Origin of the sequence: Virgibacillus dokdonensis (assembly GCF_900166595.1) — a bacterium.
Taxonomy (GTDB): domain Bacteria; phylum Bacillota; class Bacilli; order Bacillales; family Amphibacillaceae; genus Virgibacillus; species Virgibacillus dokdonensis.
On record NZ_LT745763.1, the window covers coordinates 639,639 to 659,316 of the forward strand.

16 protein-coding genes and 2 riboswitches are annotated in these 19,678 nt (G+C 39.3%); of the genes, 11 read left to right on the top strand and 5 right to left on the bottom strand.

The features are described 5' to 3' along the window. Positions 1 to 34: 34 nt before the first annotated feature. On the bottom strand, positions 35 to 1,150 hold the full coding sequence (locus B2C77_RS04775; protein ID WP_077701916.1) for an IS4 family transposase: 1,116 nt from the start codon (positions 1,148 to 1,150) through the stop codon (positions 35 to 37). 263 nt (positions 1,151 to 1,413) lie between these two features. Then, positions 1,414 to 1,513, top strand: a riboswitch (purine riboswitch). Between the two features lie 461 nt (positions 1,514 to 1,974). Here B2C77_RS04775 and B2C77_RS04780 point away from each other — a divergent pair. Next, positions 1,975 to 3,309: an NCS2 family permease gene (locus tag B2C77_RS04780; protein WP_077702601.1), complete on the top strand. Its 1,335-nt coding sequence runs from the start codon at positions 1,975 to 1,977 to the stop codon at positions 3,307 to 3,309. A 176-nt stretch (positions 3,310 to 3,485) separates the two neighbouring features. Here the strand turns inward: B2C77_RS04780 and B2C77_RS04785 are convergent, their stop codons facing one another. The 3 genes from B2C77_RS04785 to msrA all read right to left on the bottom strand — a co-directional run bounded on the left by B2C77_RS04785 (position 3,486) and on the right by msrA (position 8,386). Beyond that, entirely contained in the window at positions 3,486 to 5,162 is a 1,677-nt protein-coding gene (locus B2C77_RS04785) for a methyl-accepting chemotaxis protein (RefSeq protein WP_077702602.1), read from the bottom strand. 659 nt (positions 5,163 to 5,821) lie between these two features. After that, on the bottom strand, positions 5,822 to 6,994 hold the full coding sequence (locus B2C77_RS04790; RefSeq protein WP_077702603.1) for an MFS transporter: 1,173 nt from the start codon (positions 6,992 to 6,994) through the stop codon (positions 5,822 to 5,824). Positions 6,995 to 7,861: 867 nt separating this feature from the next. Further along, entirely contained in the window at positions 7,862 to 8,386 is a 525-nt protein-coding gene (gene msrA, locus B2C77_RS04795) for a peptide-methionine (S)-S-oxide reductase MsrA (RefSeq protein ID WP_077702604.1), read from the bottom strand. A gap of 95 nt (positions 8,387 to 8,481) precedes the next feature. Here msrA and B2C77_RS04800 point away from each other — a divergent pair, with 95 nt between their 5' ends. After that, positions 8,482 to 9,144, top strand: a complete 663-nt coding sequence (locus tag B2C77_RS04800; RefSeq protein ID WP_077702605.1) for an MOSC domain-containing protein — start codon at positions 8,482 to 8,484, stop codon at positions 9,142 to 9,144. Positions 9,145 to 9,349: 205 nt separating this feature from the next. Here the strand turns inward: B2C77_RS04800 and B2C77_RS04805 are convergent, their stop codons facing one another. Continuing rightward, on the bottom strand, positions 9,350 to 9,784 hold the full coding sequence (locus B2C77_RS04805) for an Hsp20/alpha crystallin family protein (RefSeq protein WP_077702606.1): 435 nt from the start codon (positions 9,782 to 9,784) through the stop codon (positions 9,350 to 9,352). A 567-nt stretch (positions 9,785 to 10,351) separates the two neighbouring features. On the opposite strand from B2C77_RS04805, the gene B2C77_RS04810 reads away from it, so the two are divergent. The 9 genes from B2C77_RS04810 to purF all read left to right on the top strand — a co-directional run bounded on the left by B2C77_RS04810 (position 10,352) and on the right by purF (position 19,614). After that, positions 10,352 to 10,966 (top strand): DUF2179 domain-containing protein, encoded by a 615-nt coding sequence (locus B2C77_RS04810; RefSeq protein WP_077706832.1) that lies wholly within the window; start codon positions 10,352 to 10,354, stop codon positions 10,964 to 10,966. Positions 10,967 to 11,083: 117 nt separating this feature from the next. Next, positions 11,084 to 11,184: riboswitch (purine riboswitch) on the top strand. A 282-nt stretch (positions 11,185 to 11,466) separates the two neighbouring features. Then, positions 11,467 to 11,952, top strand: coding sequence for a 5-(carboxyamino)imidazole ribonucleotide mutase (gene purE / locus B2C77_RS04815; RefSeq protein WP_077702607.1), 486 nt, complete (start codon positions 11,467 to 11,469; stop codon positions 11,950 to 11,952). After that, positions 11,939 to 13,066 carry a 5-(carboxyamino)imidazole ribonucleotide synthase gene (purK, locus tag B2C77_RS04820; RefSeq protein ID WP_077702608.1) on the top strand — a complete coding sequence of 376 codons (1,128 nt, stop codon included), beginning with the start codon at positions 11,939 to 11,941 and terminating at the stop codon, positions 13,064 to 13,066. Before purE ends, purK begins: the two co-directional genes overlap by 14 nt. Beyond that, the gene (gene purB / locus B2C77_RS04825; RefSeq protein WP_077702609.1) at positions 13,067 to 14,362 is read left to right on the top strand and encodes an adenylosuccinate lyase; all 1,296 of its coding nucleotides are present in this window, start codon (positions 13,067 to 13,069) and stop codon (positions 14,360 to 14,362) included. 10 nt (positions 14,363 to 14,372) lie between these two features. Then, complete coding sequence (gene purC / locus B2C77_RS04830) at positions 14,373 to 15,086, top strand: phosphoribosylaminoimidazolesuccinocarboxamide synthase (protein WP_077702610.1); 714 nt, start codon at positions 14,373 to 14,375, stop codon at positions 15,084 to 15,086. Further along, positions 15,083 to 15,334 carry a phosphoribosylformylglycinamidine synthase subunit PurS gene (gene purS, locus B2C77_RS04835; RefSeq protein ID WP_077702611.1) on the top strand — a complete coding sequence of 84 codons (252 nt, stop codon included), beginning with the start codon at positions 15,083 to 15,085 and terminating at the stop codon, positions 15,332 to 15,334. The genes purC and purS overlap by 4 nt, the downstream gene beginning before the upstream one ends. After that, entirely contained in the window at positions 15,331 to 16,014 is a 684-nt protein-coding gene (gene purQ / locus B2C77_RS04840) for a phosphoribosylformylglycinamidine synthase subunit PurQ (RefSeq protein ID WP_077702612.1), read from the top strand. Before purS ends, purQ begins: the two co-directional genes overlap by 4 nt. After that, entirely contained in the window at positions 15,998 to 18,226 is a 2,229-nt protein-coding gene (gene purL / locus B2C77_RS04845; protein WP_077702613.1) for a phosphoribosylformylglycinamidine synthase subunit PurL, read from the top strand. The genes purQ and purL overlap by 17 nt, the downstream gene beginning before the upstream one ends. Beyond that, on the top strand, positions 18,202 to 19,614 hold the full coding sequence (gene purF, locus B2C77_RS04850; RefSeq protein WP_077706833.1) for an amidophosphoribosyltransferase: 1,413 nt from the start codon (positions 18,202 to 18,204) through the stop codon (positions 19,612 to 19,614). The genes purL and purF overlap by 25 nt, the downstream gene beginning before the upstream one ends. Positions 19,615 to 19,678: the final 64 nt, after the last annotated feature.

The window sequence follows — 19,678 nt, forward strand, 5'->3', positions numbered from 1 at the left end:
ATTAAACTATTAGCAACAACGACAGTGTATGTATTTACGGAATAGATCTATCGTCAAATCTGCGGATCCAGATGTACGCAGGTTTCCACAGCACTTTATTTAACCAGCGGCTAATTCGGAGTAAGGACTTCTTACTCCTCATCGCTAACTGGATAAGTACATGTAAACAGTAAGCAATGAGCGCAAGGAAGATTTGATTTTGAATGGCAGTTTCGCTCATACCATAAAAGTGTTTGATCTCTACATGCTGTTTGAGCCATTTGAAAAATAGCTCTATGGCCCACCGTTGACGGTAAATTTCACTAATCTCTTCGGAATTTAGATCGAAACGGTTAGTAATTAATCGCAAAATGTTCCCCTTTGTATCCACTACTTCAAGTAGACGGAATACATTCTCTGTGCGATTTTGCGTCGAACCGATGTAAACCATCTTGTCGGATAAAGCTGTAGCATCTTTAGGTACAGAAAATGATTCTACTTCACGAATGACGGCGTTTTTCTTTAGTCTGGACACGAAAAAGTAGCCTTCATCCGTCATTCGGTCAAATCGTTCATAGTCAACATATCCACGGTCAAACACATACATGGCTTCTTTGTCATCTACGAGAACTTCCAGTTGATTTCTGTCATGTTCTTTGGCTGTTGTAATCACAGTTTTTTCAGGATAGACGGTGCCCTTATCCATAAATACAAGTCGTAAATGTAGCTTAACTCCTGCTTTTGTTTTACGGAATTTCGCCCACTTATGATTCGTTAAGTTTAATGGAAGCGTGCTAGAATCAATGATTTTTAATGGCATGTATTTCCCATTTTTAAATTGGAGACCTTTGATTTTGTATGCAAGATCAAAGAATAAATGGGAAAGGATGGCTGGATTCATTTCATTGTTCTTCCTTGAAAGTTGCGATGGGCTAATCGATTCAAACCCCAATACTTTCTGAAGTTCACCATCTATTAGTGCATCGCTCATCTCTTCCAAGCTCTCAAATCCTTGTAATTGAGCAAGCAACAGCAACTTTATATACGCTTCCGTTGTCAGTTTTTTTGTGTAGTAATCTTGTTTATTTTCTTCTACTTGTTCATATAGTTTTTTCGTATTTATAGGTGAAACCCATTTACCAAATGATGATTTTAGTGTATTCTTGTCCATGCAGTTATCCTTTACTTTTGGATTTGGACAGGAACCACCTGTACTTCCATTGTAAAGGATTTTTTTGTTGTATGAACACTAATTTTTGAACATTTTTAGTATTTTTAATCATCAGATTTAATTAATGCAACGCTAGTGTAATTAAATAATATATTAAGAAAGGAAATTTTACATTAAACAATACGTTTTTCGAACAAAAAACAAAAAAAACAAGATAATGTTCGTGTTTGGTTGACATGTGTCGGAAAAAATCGTATGATAATCCTGTGTTAATTAAATAGAGGCGTATAATTTGAGGATATGGCTCAAAGTTTCTACCAGACTGCCGTAAATAGTCTGACTACGCAAGAGATATATGTGATCACAGGATAAGCAAATGGATGGTTCTATTTGAATATCTCTGTGAATGAAACAAGCTCTTGGGTGCAGACCTGAGGGCTTTTTTCGTTTTCATGTCTATTTTATGCCTATTTATTGGATTAAAGTCAATGGAGCCTTATCAAATGGAATTTAACTTCACACTAGTTTATCACGGATAGAAGGTGCTGTAAGGCTATTATTTCAAGAATGGAAAGCTACAAACTGAACAAATCTAAATGGAAGAAAGTAGCGCTTAAGTCCCCTTTTTTCGTAAGACGTCTATAGGTCATATCTAAGAGGTACTAGCACTCAGTGGAGGATAAAATAAACCTCACTAATTCAAGACTCACTTTATGGAAACTTTATCTAGTAGCAACAAGGTAATCAACTTAACGTATTGCGCAGTTGGCATTACTACAACAATTGCTTGCAGTACGAGCATACAAAATGAGAGGGGAAACATCATGAAAAAGTATTTTAGGTTTGAAGAACTTGGGACGAATTACCGTACTGAGTTTATGGCGGGGTTAACAACCTTTCTAGCAATGGCTTATATTTTATTCGTTAATCCGTCCACATTAGCATTAGTCGGCATTGAAAATCTGCCTAATGGAGTGACTCGTATGGATCAGGACGCTGTATTTGCTGCAACAGCAATTGCTGCAGCGATTAGTTCCTTATTTATGGGTCTGATTGCAAAATATCCGATTGCACTAGCACCGGGGATGGGATTAAATGCATTTTTTGCTTATACAGTAGTATTAGGATATGGCATACCTTGGGAAACAGCCCTAAGTGGCGTATTGGCTTCCGGACTTATTTTTATTGTGTTAACACTAACTGGGCTACGTGAAAAAATTATTAATGCTATTCCAGCTAATTTAAAAATGGCTGTAGGTGCAGGGATTGGCTTTTTCATCGCTTTTATTGGCTTCCAAAACTCTGGTATCATTGTAGCCAATGAAGCGACATTACTTGGGTTAGGTGATTTAACTTCACCAACCGTACTTTTAGCTGTTTTTGGCTTAGTGATATCGATTATTTTAATGACGGTTGGCATTCGTGGTGGTATTTTTTACGGAATGATTATTACTGCTATCGTCGGAATGGTTGTTGGTTTAATTACCCCGCCATCAGGCGTGGATGGGATTGTAAGCAATGTTCCTAGCTTGGCACCGACCTTTGGACAAGCGTTTGTGAATTTTGGTGATATTTTTACATTGCAAATGCTGGTCGTTATTTTAACGTTCTTATTTGTTGATTTCTTTGATACGGCAGGCACATTAGTTGCCGTTGCGAACCAAGCAGGGCTTATGAAGGATAATAAGCTACCACGGGCTGGGAAAGCCTTGTTTGCTGACTCGGCAGCTACAGTAGCGGGTGCAACACTAGGTACCTCGACAACGACAGCTTATGTGGAATCAACGGCTGGAGTTGGAGCTGGTGGACGAACTGGGTTTACAGCAGTTGTTACGGCTATGTTTTTTTTACTTGCACTATTCTTTTCTCCGTTATTAAGTGTCATAACAGCAGAAGTAACGGCCCCTGCATTAATCATCGTTGGTGTATTAATGTCTTCTGCTTTAAAGAATATTGAATGGGATCAATTTGAAATTGCTGTTCCGGCATTTTTGATTGTCATTGCGATGCCACTGACATATAGTATCGCGACAGGAATTGCCATTGGATTTATCTTCTATCCGATTACGATGCTGTTAAAAGGGCGAGCTAAAGAAGTTCACCCGGTTATGTATTTCTTGTTTGTGATATTTGTATTATATTTTATTTTCTTAAGTTAGAAGAAAGCATAGAAAGCCTTTCCTAAGTGGAGAGGCTTTTTTTAATCCTATAGGAAACGAACATAGTCGCACTGAATGTTCCATTATCTATGATGTCCAAGTTAAGTGTGTTTTGCAGGCAACAAAGTCACCAATTTTTTCGAGCGAGAAAGCTTACACCTAAAAGAATGGAAGCGTCAAATTGCTTGTTCTAGCTGTGTTAAAAGACGTAAGACTTCATCGGAAGCAGTAGCAAGTTGCTTGAAATAGCTTTTTGCTTCTGTGCGTTCTCCTTGTTCATAGCTTTGAACGGCTAACTTTGCATAATGATGTACTAGGCGATGTGGCTCTTCCAACTGCTGAAAGATAGAATTTTCTTTAAGATAAGACGGTAAATTTCCATAATACCACTCACCGAGCCGGCATGCTTTATGCGAAGCGACTTGGTTAGAATCAATTTCTTCTATATCAAGTAGCATGTTATATACACGCCATTTCCAAAGCAAATGATCGGTTTTTGCTGCTTTTAATATATCTTTTGCGTGAAAACGAATACTATCAAAAAATGTCAGGCGATATGCATCCATCTGTTTGCTTAACTCTAAAATGATTTTGGCTGTTTCTTTTGCGACATCTTGAGTTGCATTCCCCATGTCAAACATAGCCGCGTTTCGATCAGCAATTTCGGTTACTGCTGATGTTTGTTCTTCTGTCATCGCCGCAATTTGTGAGGTGGAACCGTTAATGGCCTGTATAGCTGCTATGATATGCTCCAGTTCTTGCTCGCCAGCTTGTGATTCTGACACTGTAAGTTGCATACGTGTTTCGGTGTTATCCATTTCAGTTGTAACATCGCTAGCTACTTGTTGTAGTGACTCCATATTTTGCTTAATTTGTATTGTTTGTTCTTTTGTATGTTCTGCCAGTTTGCGAACTTCTTGAGCGACGACGGAAAAACCCTTCCCATGTTCACCTGCGCGTGCAGCTTCGATACTTGCATTTAAAGCGAGTAAGCTTGTTTGCTCCGTAATATCTTCAATGACATTTACAAAAGAATGGGTTTGCTTTATTTCTTCATTTAAACTTCTTATTTGTGAGGCGACCTCTTTATAAACCTCGCCCATTTGGTTCATATCTTCAAGTGCTCCATGGATTACTTGTTTACTTTTATTTACAGAAACAACAGCTTCATCTGTCTCTTCAGCCACCTTTGTAGCATGTCCAGCTACTTCGTTAACAGAAGCACTGACTTCTTCAGTAGCAGATGTTACATTGTGGCTCTCTTCGACAATGCTTTCCATTTGGTTAATTAATTGCTCTGTTGAATCTAACGTCGTCACACCATGAAGTAACTCTGAAATTTGACCTAGAAAGGATTTAAATGTTTCTTCGATATGTGCTTGTACGATAAGTTGCTGATCGAAGGCAGTCAATTTTTGTATAGCGAGCGACAATAGTATCGTTTGTTTTTGTTTGCGGCGTGGTTGTTCTAGTAATAAGGAAATGATGTGATGAGTAAGTAAATGGTGGACAACAATGTATTGTTCCACAGTTATATGTAACTGACTGAGTTGTTTACCTATTTCTATACGAGAGCGTACGTAATTATCATCCACTGTTGCTTTTAATAGCTCTTCTACATACTCTGCAACAATGGTTTCTAATTGTTGCTGTGATATGGATTGTTTATTTTGGTCTGTAATAGATTCAAGATAATTGTAAACGACAGAAATACATTCTTGCTTATGTGATGATAGGATGGGTGCGGCTTGTCTTACTAAATCTAGTGTCTCTTCTGTTATTCCCATTAGCTTTTTATGTATAGCGCTGTTTTCCAGCTGTTTCGCTTTATTCGGTATCGTTTTTGTATGCAAAGCTGTTTCCTCCTATTGGTAATGAAAATTTTGCTCACGTTTACGTTTAGTTAGCCTCAATAAATTATTTTTTGCATTATAGGAAAGTATAAATTTTTTAGACTTTATAGTATAAGAAAAACGAAGGACATCGCTAAGTTTTTCAAATGGATATAATAAAACACGCTTGCGAATAAATTGTTTTCCCTTGTGAACTAACGGATTATATAGCTTCTATCTATTAATTTTAGAATCCATTTCTTTTACGCGGAAACGTTACTGAAAGAGAACTGGTAAGCGGTAACAAATTGTGAAAAAGGTTTCTATAAATTGGAATATCAACCCGTGGGTATTTTTCCCCCTCGTTCCTGATACCTATTGAGTATGTTCTAAAGGCTTTTCAAAGTAGGTGTTATCTTCCATTTAGAGTAATATTCTGGCAACATGTAGGTCTTAACAAAAATAATAGTTCTTATTACCTGAAATGTCAATAAAAAATAGACATTTAGAACTAGTAAAAATAAATAGGGTGGCGCCTAATAATGAAAAAAGATTGCCATACTTGTTGGGGGAAGTGTGACAATCTTTTTTGCAATATAGCAAGGATAAAGTTTAAAGGTTTATCGTATAAGAAAAACGATAGCTTTCCTCATAGGTACTTGGGGATAAGCCAAGTTTTTCTAAGCTTTGTCATGTATATACGTTTCTTTTCCGTATGGAAGCAAGTGGTAAATTGTAATTAAAATGGTACCAATAAAAGCAATGACTCCCATGAAATTGTATAAGGCATTCCCGCCAAAGGAATCAATCATGGCACCTCCAATTAAGGAACCAATAATCCCCGATACACCAAAGAATGTTGCAAAGAAAACAAGATGTCCAGTTGATTGTAATATTTTAGGAACAAGTCGTGATATATAATTAAACGAAGCTAAATAGAACGTACCAAAAGTTAAACCGTGCAAGAACTGTAAACTAATAATATACCAAGGGTTATCTGCTGCTCCATAAATAAACCAGCGAATACTATATAAAATCCCAGCAATAATAACGAACACGAGCGGGTGATACTTTCTGAACCAGTATCCAGCGGTAGCGAATACAAGAGCCTCCGTAAGCACACCGACAAACCAAGCCACTCCAACTAAACCTTCACTTCCACCTAGTTGCTCAATATACAAACCAATAAAACTATCATTTGCTCGGTGCGTCACACTTAAAAACATGATGAAGAAAAGAAAAATAAGAAAAGGTTTACTCTTAATGAGCAAACTGACATCCCTTAATTTTACAGGCTCTGACGTTACGTTAACGTCCACTAGCTTAAAACTAACAATAAATGCCAATACCCCGAAAAATAAGTAAGGAATAATCATATACTGAATGCCGGCTCTTGTAAGGATTTCTCCAATAACAAGCGAAGAAGTAGCAAAACCAATCGATCCCCATAAACGTATCGTTCCGAATGAAACGCCAAGATCATGGGCTCTTCGTTGTGCAAGACTATCTCCTAATGCGCCAATAGGAGTTACGAAAAAATAAAATACAGCTCCAACAATTAGTATTGGTAGTAGTGTATTCATTTGAAAAAAGATCACACTCATGACTAGTAAGCCGATGAGACAGACTTGAATAACACGTTTTACCGTTTTGTATTTATCACTCATATATCCCCAAAACGGTTGCGCTACAATAGAGGCTAAAGGACCAACTGCTAGTACATAACCAATTTCTGTACCATCCAAGCCTTTGTATTTCAAGTACAAGGGTAAATAACTAAGAATAATCGTATTCGTAGCATGGAAAGCAAATAATAACATTTTTAAAGGTGTTAACGATGATTGATTAGACAAATATCTCTCTCCTAACTTTAGAAAGACTTGGCTTGTCGCCAAGTCTTATGGCGACATAAACCAAAAAAATCATATACTTTTCTAACAGTGTAAATAAAGTAAAGCATTATCCAGTAGCAGTTTACGCTCTATTACCTATTACTAGAGGGAAAACAGAAAAAACGTAATGCTACGTGTGATGACCTATCACGTAGTCAAGTGAAGGAGAGGCTTATCTCCTCACTGTTTGATTTGCGCTATAACTAATTATCGATCATCGGTATTTATTAATTGATATTCAAGTTGTTTTATAGCAAAACTTTCTTGCTCTCGTCTAGGAAATTATAAAATTTAGCAGCTGTGGATAAACTAACTAAGTTATTTAGCCACGTCCGGCTCCAGCGCCCAGCAACTAGGCGACTTCACGAAATCGCCCTACGATAAGTCATCATCGGTTCGTGTTTAAGAGGAAGGGCGACTAAAAACGGGCTTGCCGGAGGGCGCCGGCATACTCCTGTTGCAGGAGCATGATTCCTAAAACTTTCGTTGATTCGTTCCACTCGCTACGTTGCTAACGGGCGCCCCGAGCCTTTGCTCTTACCCTATCAGGAAAAATGCGCTAAACATTCTATAGTGTAAAAAACCGACAGCAATTTTTTGTCTAGTAGGGTTCCAGAGGTACATGACAAGCGAATGAATGAAATGCCATACAAATAGAACTTCCAAAAATGATATAGAAAACAGGGAAGTTAACGTTGATTACTGGCTTAGCAGTATGTTAGATCGAGTGGGTGATCACGCATGTGTAAAAATGATGAAGTACTACTAAAATGTGCTGCTGTTATCGTGTGAATAGTAGGACATGTCGCATCTGTTTGTCGGTCGTCCTTATCTCCACACTTGTTTAATAAACGCATCCCTACCAGATTTGGCACGATCTTCTTCGTAGGTATCTGTATTTTTTTGATAAAAGTTTTGGTGGTATGCTTCAGCTGGATAAAAAGTCGTAGATGGCAAAATTTGCGTAACAATCGGTTTAGAAAATCTTCCGCTTTCTTCAAGTTGTAATTTTGAGGACTCTGCCTCTTTTTTTTGGTCTTCATTATGGTAAAATACAGCAGTTCGATAGGAGTCGCCTCGATCATGGAATTGCCCGCCGTCATCCGTAGGGTCAATTTGTTGCCAATATATGTTCAAGATGGTTTCATAGGATAAAACATCCGGATCGTAAGTAATTTCAACTGCTTCATAGTGCCCGGTTTTGCCTTGTTTTACTTCTTCATATGTTGGGTTTTCCATATGCCCACCTGTATATCCAGAAATAACACTGTCTACTCCATCCCATTGGTCAAATGGCTTTACCATACACCAAAAGCATCCGCCAGCAAAGGTTGCTCGTTGTTTTTTCTTCATGAAAGAATCCCTCGCTTTTCATAAGGAAGTTTGCAAGTTAGTTTATTTTTATTAGAATAAAGATACTATAACATATTTTGCTAGTAGGTGACAGAATGGCAGAACCATATATTCATAAATTATTTCATAGAAAAAAACTAGATCAGCAAAATCAAGAAGGAAAGGAGTCTATGGCTTATGTAAATGAAGAGGTGAAAGGTTCTATTTATGTAACAGAACAAGGATTAACGTTGGAGAAAGATGCAGACAAAGCATTGTTTGTTTACCCGTGGAAACATTATTATGATTGGGCTGACGTCTATGAATTAGACACGATGCAAATAGGAGATATTGGAGAAAATCTATCTGTCTTAGAAATGGATGAGTACGCTGTGTCCCTTGGGGATACCTTTCAATTAGGGGAGGCGATCGTTCAAATTAGCCAACCTTATTTACCATCTTGGAAGTTAGCTAGGCGTTTGCAAATAGATGATTTTGCATTACAAATGCAACACAGTGGTCGTACAGGGTGGTATTTTCGCATTCTTCAAGCAGGGAATATACAAGCAGAACAAGATATGGAATTAATCGATCGCCCTTACCCGCAATGGTCGATTGCTGCATGCAATGAGGCAATGCACAAGTTTAAAGAAGATTTACGCTTAGCAGACGATTTATTACAGTGTGACGTGCTAGGAAAAACATGGGAAAATATGCTAAAAAAACGATTGCGGGGCATTCCGTTACGAACTAAAAGGCGTCTATTTGGCCCTGAATAAGTCTTGGCGGTGTTTCGTTTACAGCTTAGAAAGCTTAGCTCTTCGTGGCAGGAAAACGCATCGCTTTTCTTATCCGATCGTATAGTGTAAAGAAGCTGAATTTTAATGTTAATGCGTTCATTTAAGGGCTATGTTTCTATAAAATTGCGAATCAGTGGGGGATGCACTCCGCACTGATTCGCAGTTCCTTCCGTATTTCGTACATTTAGGAATCTTCCAATACATGAACATGAACGCGATTTTTTCTGCTTGTTTCGGAAATAAGGCGATGCAATTGGATATAGACAAGTCCATTTTTGTAAGTTGCTTTTATTTTATCGGAGCGAACAGGAAAGGGAAGCGCTATTTTTCTTTCAAATACGCCATGTAGTATTTCTTCTTTAACTACTGTTCCGTAAGAATGGTCAATATCAATGGAACCTTTTAATTCCAATGTAGTATAGTCTACATATACATCGAGCTTATCCAAATCACTTATTCCGGGAACACTTGCAATACAAAATAATTCATGGTCGGTTTGATAGATGTTTATTTGTGGTATTGTAGGTTTTATAAGACCTTCAAACTCGTTCCAAAAACTATCACCGAAAAAATGATCCATGTTCTTTTTCCAATCGGACATTTGCTGAAAAGGATCCATACACTTATCACCTCGTTTTATCCTGGCCATCTACGTATGTAATGGATAGCCAACTATTTTTAGCGGATATAAGGTGCTGTAAGACTTTTGCTTCAAGAAATGGAAGGTATAACAAATTGCAATGGGAAAAACAGCACCTACATCTTCCATTCATTAGAGGCGCCTTTAGGTCATCCCCGTAGGTGCCTAACAACCTGTGGGGATATGGGAGGAAACCACACCCTCACGGATGGAAGGTTCGCTTTATTTGTTACTAAATGAGTAGTAAGGGACAGTTTGCAGCCTCAAAAATCTTAGGTTCAAGTCACTACATGATAGCCTATGCTGTCGTTAGTTCGATGTGCATGTCATGTTTGTAAAATACGCATGAAAAGAAAAATATTTCATAAATATGAGAAATGAGGTAAGCTTAAAGAGTGAGTTGAAAAAGGGTTGATGAGTTGATATGTATACTGTTGTTAATGGATTAGTCTCATTGGCTTCAAGCGAACAGATGAAACCATACGTGTATTTAAATCATCGAACTTTGAAACATCCTCTTAAATCAAGGTATGGGAGGGCTTGATGTTGTTAAGTAATGCCATCGTAATGGTCGTTATTATTTTAGTTATTAATATCGTATACGTATCCTTATCTACTGTACGCATGATTTTAACGTTAAAAGGAAGGCGTTACATTGCTGCCTTCGTTAGTATGTTTGAAATTGTTATTTATGTACTTGGTCTCGGGCTTGTACTAGATAACTTAAATGAAATTCAAAATTTAATTGCTTATGCCATTGGTTTTGGAATTGGTGTTATCTGTGGTTCCATAATTGAAGAAAAGCTAGCGCTAGGATATATTACCGTCAATGTGATTTCATCAAATCCAGATATCGCGTTTACGAAACAACTACGGGATAAAGGGTATGGTGTGACAAGTTGGTTTGCTTACGGGATGGAAGGTGATCGTTTATCTATGCAAATCTTAACCCCTCGTAAGTATGAGTTGAAACTCTATGAAACCATTAAACAAATTGATCCGAAAGCGTTTATCATTGCTTATGAACCGAAGCAAATACATGGCGGATTTTGGGTGAAACAAGTGCGAAAAGGTCGGTTAATGAATCCGAAAAAACGTACGGAAGAAGAGAGAAAACACCAGCAGGTAAAAGCAGATGACCAAGGAGAAGTACACAAATAAAGCAAAGAATAATGTATAATCGTAAAATAATGGTAAAAACCGAACGTTATTTTTGTTTTAATAAGTAATGTTCGTTATTTTATTGACAGTAAGACAATATATTGTTATTCTTAAATCGACAATAAAACAACGGAACCTCATATAAAACTGAGAATATGGCTCAGAAGTCTCTACCCAGCACCGTAAATGACTGGACTATGAGGGAAGTAGGATCGTGCTATGCTTAACGAAGGCACGTCTGTTTCCATATATATTGAAACAGATTTATTCTCTTCTCTTATAACTATGAGAGTAGAAATAAATCTGTTTTTTGTTTTACATTATAGGGGAGTATACACTCTCTAACGTTTTGCAGGATAACAAAAATGGTTGCTGTCGATAAAGACTTGGTAACGGTTTTTAGGAAATTAGTTGACGCAAAGATCATTACATGTAATTGGTTTATGTTATTTATTCAAGGAATTATCGCATAAGAAATTAGAAACAAGGTGGTTGAAATCATGATAGGGGTAATTATGGGCAGTATTTCTGATTGGGAAACGATGAAGCATGCTTGTGATGTATTAGATCAACTGCAACTTCCATATGAAAAGGAAATTATGTCAGCTCATAGGACACCAGACGATATGTTTGCCTATGCCAAATCAGCTAGGGAGCGAGGGATCAAAGTAATTATTGCTGGTGCTGGGGGTGCAGCTCATTTACCAGGAATGGTAGCATCACAAACGAATTTGCCTGTCATCGGAGTTCCGGTTCAGAGCAAAGCGTTACAAGGGCTTGATTCGCTTTTATCGATTGTACAAATGCCAGGTGGTGTTCCGACAGCAACGGTTGCGATTGGAAAAGCTGGAGCGAAAAATGCAGGGATACTTGCAGCACAAATGATAGGTGCGTTTGATGACAAAGTAGCTAATAGATTGGAAGATTTTCGCAATGATATGAAGCAGGCTGTTGCAGAAATGAGGGATGAACTTGCAAAAAAATAACCTTATCTTACCTCCAAAAACGATTGGAATTATTGGTGGCGGACAACTTGGTCGCATGATGGCGTTAGCAGCTAAATATATGGGATATCGTATTGCAGTGCTTGACCCAACTGCTGATTGTCCGACAGCGCAGGTTGCTGATCATTCGATTGTTGCCCACTATGACGATATGGATGCAATCAAAGAATTAGCGAATGTATCGGATGTTGTTACGTACGAGTTTGAAAATGTGAATTTACAAGCGGCGGCATTTTTAGAACAACAAGATAAGCTCCCACAAGGCGCTTATGCCTTAGAAGTGACGCAAAATCGTGAAAAAGAAAAAACAGTGATGCGCGAGCTTGATTTACCAGTAGCCGATTTTGTTATTGTGAGAAATGGGGAGGAATGTTTACGAGCGTTACAAGATGTTTCCTTTCCTGCAGTGATTAAAACGTGTAGTGGGGGATATGATGGCAAAGGTCAGTTAAAAATAGAGGATGAATCAGACATTGATACAGCTTGTCAGTTTGCTGATAAGCACCGACATTGTATTATAGAGCAGTGGGTACGTTTTGATAAAGAGATATCCGTCATTTTTACACGTTCGCAGGCTGGGGAAATTACTTTTTTCCCTATTGCAGAAAATGAACATCGTCAGCATATTTTACACCAGACGTCTGTACCAGCTACGGTTTCGACAGAAGTAGAGAAGCTTGCGATCCAGGCGGTAGAAAAGCTGGCGCATCATATGCATATTGTTGGAACCTTTGCGGTGGAACTATTTGTCCAAGGTGACTCTATTTATATGAACGAATTGGCACCACGACCACATAATTCGGGACATTATACGATAGAAGCATGCAATGTTTCCCAATTTATGCAACATATTCATGCGATTTGTGGAATGTCGTTACTAGAAGTAAACCTTCTACAATCTGCTATCATGGTCAATGTTTTAGGGCAAGATCTAGGGCATGTTATGCAGTGCTTACCGAAAGCAACAGCAGGCTTTGTTCATTTGTATGGAAAAGAAGCAGCGAAACCCCAAAGGAAAATGGGGCATATTACTTTTACTAGCGATACGCTAGAGAACGTACACCAGCAGATGAAGACATTTTGGGAGGCAAAATAGATGATAGAACGTTATACAAGAGAAGAAATGGGAGCTATTTGGACGGAAGAAAATAAATTTAAAGCATGGTTAGAAGTCGAACTATTAGCGTGTGAAGCATGGAGTGAATTAGGTGTAATCCCAAAACAGGATGTGCAACAACTACGTGCGAAAGCGTCGTTTGATATGGACCGCATTTATGACATAGAACAAGAAACTCGCCACGACGTTGTTGCTTTTACAAGAGCAGTATCGGAAACATTAGGAACCGAGAAGAAATGGGTGCACTACGGCTTAACCTCTACCGACGTTGTTGATACGGCACTATCGTACTTAGTGAAGCAAGCAAATACGATTATTCGTCAAGATTTACATGCGTTTATTGAAATTTTGCAACAAAAAGCGATCGAACATAAACACACGGTTATGATGGGAAGAACGCACGGTGTTCATGCGGAGCCGACAACTTTTGGATTAAAACTGGCACTTTGGTATGAAGAAATGAAACGAAACTTGGACCGATTTGAAGCAGCGGCAACCTCCATCGAATTTGGTAAATTGTCTGGAGCTGTAGGTACATATGCGAATATTGATCCATATGTGGAACAGTATGTATGTAAGAAATTAGGTTTAACGCCTGCACCTGTGTCTACACAGACATTGCAGCGAGACCGTCATGCTGCTTATATCGCTACATTGGCTTTAATTGCTACATCCATTGAAAAGTTTGCAACAGAAATTCGTGGCTTACAAAAAACGGAAACACGAGAAGTAGAGGAGCGTTTTGCAAAAGGTCAAAAAGGTTCTTCAGCAATGCCGCATAAGCGAAACCCGATCGGTTCAGAAAATATGACTGGTATGGCAAGAGTGCTTCGTGGATATGTAACAACAGCTTATGAAAATGTTGCATTGTGGCATGAACGAGATATTTCCCACTCTTCTGCGGAAAGAGTTGTTTTACCAGATGCGACCATTGCACTTAACTATATGCTCAATCGCTTTAGTACTATCGTAAAGAATTTAACTGTGTTCCCTGAAAACATGAAGCGTAACATCGACAAAACGCATGGCGTTATATTTTCACAGCGTGTATTACTTACTTTAATTGACAAAGGAATGAGTCGAGAAGCTGCTTACGATACAGTACAGCCAAAAGCGATGCAAGCATGGGAGACAGGAACACATTTTAAGCAGCTCGTTCAGGAAGACAAAACAATTACGGCGCATTTATCACAAGCTGAGATAGAGAATTGCTTTGATTATACGTACCATTTAAAGAATGTGGATCAAATTTTTGAAAAAATTGGCTTAGCGTGAGGTGGATAACATGAAGGGTGCCTTACTTTATGAAGGGAAGGCAAAGCAAGTATATGAAGCAAAAGATGCAGCTGGAAGGCTCATCCTTTCCTATAAAAATGACGCAACGGCATTTAATGGTGAAAAAAAATCAGTATTTCCAGGTAAAGGTCGCTTGAACAACGAAATAGCAGCACATATTTTCTCTATGCTACAGGATAAAGGAGTAAAGACACATTTCATCGAGCGTTTAAATGAAATAGAACAGCTCGTTTGGCAAACGGAAATTATTCCGCTTGAGGTTGTCGTTCGTAATGTTGCCGCTGGCAGCATTACGAAGCGCCTTGGGATTGAAGAAAAAACAGTCTTTGAACCGCCAATTGTGGAATTGTTTTATAAAGACGATGCGCTCGGTGATCCGTTAATTAATGATGAGCATGCATTACTCGTTGCGTCTATTACACAAGCTGAATTGCAGGAAATTAAAACAAAGGCACGAGCGATTAACAACCATTTGCAGCATATTTTTCAAGCTATTCGTATTCAATTAGTGGATTTCAAGTTAGAATTTGGCAGGCTCGCAAGTGGCTCCATCGTGCTTGCAGATGAAGTTTCCCCAGATACGTGTAGACTTTGGGATGTCGCAACATTTGAAAAATTGGATAAAGATGTCTTTCGTCAAGGAACGGGTGACCTGCTCGCTGTATATGAAGAAATATTAAACCGACTGGAGGAGCAAAAATGAAAAAAGTAAAGGTGCATATTACGCTTAAAGAAGGGGTGCTTGACCCACAAGGAAAAGCTATTCAACAATCTTTACATGCGTTAGGTTACGAAGAAGTAGAGGAAGCACGAGTGGGGAAAATGATTGAGCTACAAGTAGAGGAAGGACCTCATATAGAAGCTCGTATTAAAGAAATGTGCGATAAATTATTAGCTAATCCGGTCATTGAAAATTATCAAGTTACGATGGAGGAGGCTGTTCAGTCGTGAAATTTGCTGTCATCGCCTTTCCTGGTTCAAACTGCGATCGAGATATGTACAGGGCAGTAGCAAACGTTTTAGGAGCAGATGCTGATCTATTATGGTATGAAACTGCTAATCTAGATAACTATGATGCCATTCTTCTTCCTGGCGGCTTTTCTTATGGAGACTACTTGCGTACAGGCGCAATTGCAGCAACGTCAAATGTGATGCAACAAGTAAAAAAACACGCCGCAAAAGGTAGGCCTGTACTAGGTGTTTGTAATGGTTTTCAAATTTTAACGGAGTCGGCTTTACTTCCTGGGGCGTTATTGCGCAATAAAAATCTTTCGTTTATGTGTCATCAAGAAGTGTTAACGGTAAAGAACAATCAAACCATGTTTACAACGGCGTATAGTGAAGGAGAAACAATCCAATTACCCATTGCGCACGGTGAAGGAAATTATTACTGTGATGAAGCGACATTGCAAGAATTAATAGAACATAAGCAAATTGTGTTTACCTATCAAAATAATCCCAATGGCTCTATAGAGAATATTGCTGGAATTGTAAATAGAGAAAGGAATGTTCTTGGAATGATGCCGCACCCAGAGCGTGCTGTGGAACAATTGTTAGGCAGCGCGGATGGCTTACGTTTATTTCAGTCATTGATTCATAATTGGAGGGAAACTTATGTTGCAAACGCATGAAATAAGCCCAGAGCAAATTGAAAATGAAGCGCTTTATAAAGAAATGGGTTTAAATGATGAAGAATACCAGATGGTGAAACATATTTTACGGCGCAGACCGAATTATACGGAAACAGGGATTTTTTCCGTCATGTGGTCCGAGCATTGTAGCTATAAATCATCTAAACCATTATTGAAAAAGTTCCCAACGAAAGCCCCGCATGTGTTGCAAGGTCCTGGCGAAGGGGCAGGGATTATTGATATTGGCGATGAGCAGGCTGTTGTTTTTAAAGTCGAAAGTCATAATCATCCGTCTGCAGTCGAACCGTATCAGGGTGCGGCAACAGGCGTTGGTGGCATTATTCGTGATGTCTTCTCTATGGGCGCACGTCCGATTGCTCTCTTGAATTCGCTGCGGTTTGGTCCATTAACAAATGAACGGACGAAATATTTATTTTCCGGTGTTGTTGACGGTATCGCAGGATATGGGAATTGTGTCGGTGTTCCAACAGTTGGTGGAGAAGTGCAGTTTGATGACTGTTATCAGGAGAACCCATTAGTAAATGCCATGTGTGTCGGTTTAATAAAGCATGACGATATTCAAAAAGGGATTGCCGCTGGTGTGGGGAATACGGTCCTTTATGCTGGAGCGCCAACAGGTCGGGATGGTATTCATGGTGCGACATTTGCCTCCGATGATTTGGCGGAGGATTCATTAAAAGATCGTCCTGCAGTACAAGTTGGCGATCCATTTATGGAAAAATTACTGATTGAAGCATGTTTAGAAGTAATCCAGTCAGATGCGCTCGTAGGCATGCAAGATATGGGTGCTGCTGGTTTAACCTCTTCTGCTAGTGAAATGGCTAGTAAGGCTGGGACAGGTTTGGAGATGAATTTAGATCATGTACCACAAAGAGAAGCAAATATGACAGCGTATGAACTAATGCTTTCTGAATCACAAGAACGGATGTTGCTCGTGGTTAAAAAAGGACGTGAACAGGAAATTATCGAAGTATTCCAAAAGTATGGCTTGCAGGCAGTAGCAGTTGGTGAAGTCATTGAGGAAAAGACCTTTCGTATTTTCCAACATGGCAAATTGATGGCTGATATTCCAGTTGACGCATTAGCGGAAGAAGCTCCAGTGTATCATTTACCTGCTAAAGAAGCTGCTTATTTCCAAGCTTTTCAACAAATGAAGCAAGAAGTGCCAGTTGTTAAAGATCATGCACAGATGTTCAAGCAACTGTTACAGCAACCGACAATTGCTTCTAAAGAATGGGTTTACGATCAGTATGATTCTATGGTGCAAACAAATACAGTCGTTACACCAGGTTCTGATGCAGCGGTAGTGCGTATTCAAGGTACGAATAAATCGTTAGCAATGACAACGGATTGTAATTCTCGATACATTTACTTAGATCCTGAAACAGGTGGAAAAATTGCCGTTGCAGAAGCGGCTCGTAACATTATTTGTTCAGGTGCTAAGCCACTCGGGTTAACAGATGGATTGAACTTTGGCAACCCAACGAATCCTGAAGTGTTTTGGCAAATGGAAAAAAGCGTGGAAGGCATGGTAGCTGCTTGTGAAACGTTAGCTACGCCTGTAATTAGTGGAAATGTATCCTTGTATAACCAGTCAGGCGGAAAGGCGATTTTTCCGACTCCTGTGGTAGGGATGGTTGGGCTACATGAATCACTGGATCATATTACGTCGAGCTTCTTTCAACAAGCAGGAGATCGTATTTATGTTATTGGAGAAACGGCGTGCGATTTTGGGGGTAGTGAGCTACAGCGACTTGTGCAAGGAAAGTATGCAGGAAAAGCACCACAAATAAACTTAGACGTCGAGAAAAAACGGCAAGATCAGCTATTAAAAGCAATCCAACAAGGGGTCGTATCATCAGCACATGACGTTGCTGAAGGTGGTTTGGCGGTTGCTTTAGCGGAAAGCCTGTTTGCTGAGCATACATTGGGGGCGACTGTACAGTTATCTGGTGACCCGACAGTGATGTTATTTAGTGAAACACAGTCTCGATTCCTTGTAACTGTTCCAGAAAATAAACAAGAAAATTTTGTGCATATCGTGGAAGATGCCGTTGAGATTGGGGAAGTTACAACGGATAAGCAACTTACGATTTCTATCAATGAGCAGGAATATGTGTCTGAATCTGTTGCTTTATTACAAGCACAATGGAAAGGAGCCATTCCATGCATGCTGAAGACAAAGGCATAAGGGAAGAATGTGGCGTGTTCGGTATCTGGGGGCATGAAAAAGCGGCAGAACTGACGTATTACGGGTTACATTCCATGCAACATCGTGGTCAAGAAGGTGCTGGTATCGTTGTCAGTGATGGACAGCAATTAAAAGTGCATAAAGATGTCGGATTAGTGAATGATGTTTTTAAGCATGCAGATTTTTCAATGTTACAAGGTGATGTAGCGATTGGACATGTCCGTTATTCAACACAAGGTGCTAAAACGGTAGAGAATGTGCAACCCTTATTGTTCCATTCCCAAAAAGGGAGTATGGCGCTTGCGCATAATGGCAATCTAATGAATGCCTATGCTTTGCGAGCAGAATTAGAAGAAGAAGGAAGCATATTGCAAACTTCATCCGATACAGAAGTATTGGCACATTTAATCAAACGTAATGGGAACCAAGTGTCGAAGGTTTCCATTACAGAAGCATTAAATCAAGTACAAGGTGCCTATGCCTATTTAATTTTGACGGAAAAGCAGCTGTTTGTTGCGCTAGACCCGCACGGCATTCGTCCATTATCGATTGGTAGATTAGGAGATGCCTATGTCGTTGCTTCGGAAACATGCGCATTCGGGCAGATTGGCGCCACATTTGAACGGGAAGTATTACCAGGTGAGCTCATTACGATTGACGATCATGGTCTTACGTCGACACGATTTGCTATGCGAGAACAACGAAAAATGTGTGCCATGGAATATGTGTATTTATCCCGACCAGATAGCGATGTAAATTTAGTAAATGTGCATGCGTCAAGGAAAAACATGGGTCGGGAACTTGCCAAAGAAGCTCCGGCAGATGCAGATATCGTTGTTGGCGTGCCTGACTCTAGTACATCAGCTGCGATTGGTTACGCTGAGGAAAGTGGGCTTCCATATGAGATGGGGATTATTAAAAACCGTTATGTTGGTAGAACTTTTATTCAACCTTCCCAAGAATTACGAGAGCAAGGGGTGAAGCTTAAGCTATCCCCAGTTCGAAGTATCATTGAAGGAAAGCGAGTCGTTATGATTGATGATTCCATCGTCCGTGGCACAACGAGTAAGCGGATTGTGCATATGTTAAAAGACGCTGGTGCAAAAGAAGTGCATGTGCGAATTGCTTCCCCGTCTATTCAACATCCTTGCTACTACGGGATTGACATGTCGACAAGAAAAGAGTTAATTGCAGCAAATTATGAACAAGATAAAATAAGAGAAATCATTGGCGGAGATAGTCTAGCGTATTTGTCAGAGGCAGGTATGGAAAAAGCAATATTAAAAGATAAGACGATCCATCAAGGCGTTTGTACAGCGTGTATGACTGGTAAATATCCGCTCTCCATGGAATCGGACAAACAAGTGTCTCCTTTTATTTTCCTATAGGAAAGTATAGGTTTAAAGGTTTATAGGATAAGAAAAACGATAGCCTCCGTCATGAAATAATTAA

What these genes read in the sequence shown, in the direction of transcription:
- B2C77_RS04775 (WP_077701916.1), bottom strand. Translation starts at nt 1,150, where the DNA reads ATGGACAAGAATACACTAAAATCATCATTTGGTAAATGGGTTTCACCT.
- B2C77_RS04780 (WP_077702601.1), top strand. Translation starts at nt 1,975, where the DNA reads ATGAAAAAGTATTTTAGGTTTGAAGAACTTGGGACGAATTACCGTACT.
- msrA (WP_077702604.1), bottom strand. Translation starts at nt 8,386, where the DNA reads ATGAAGAAAAAACAACGAGCAACCTTTGCTGGCGGATGCTTTTGGTGT.
- B2C77_RS04800 (WP_077702605.1), top strand. Translation starts at nt 8,482, where the DNA reads ATGGCAGAACCATATATTCATAAATTATTTCATAGAAAAAAACTAGAT.
- B2C77_RS04805 (WP_077702606.1), bottom strand. Translation starts at nt 9,784, where the DNA reads ATGGATCCTTTTCAGCAAATGTCCGATTGGAAAAAGAACATGGATCAT.
- purE (WP_077702607.1), top strand. Translation starts at nt 11,467, where the DNA reads ATGATAGGGGTAATTATGGGCAGTATTTCTGATTGGGAAACGATGAAG.
- purB (WP_077702609.1), top strand. Translation starts at nt 13,067, where the DNA reads ATGATAGAACGTTATACAAGAGAAGAAATGGGAGCTATTTGGACGGAA.
- purC (WP_077702610.1), top strand. Translation starts at nt 14,373, where the DNA reads ATGAAGGGTGCCTTACTTTATGAAGGGAAGGCAAAGCAAGTATATGAA.
- purS (WP_077702611.1), top strand. Translation starts at nt 15,083, where the DNA reads ATGAAAAAAGTAAAGGTGCATATTACGCTTAAAGAAGGGGTGCTTGAC.
- purL (WP_077702613.1), top strand. Translation starts at nt 15,998, where the DNA reads ATGTTGCAAACGCATGAAATAAGCCCAGAGCAAATTGAAAATGAAGCG.
- purF (WP_077706833.1), top strand. Translation starts at nt 18,202, where the DNA reads ATGCATGCTGAAGACAAAGGCATAAGGGAAGAATGTGGCGTGTTCGGT.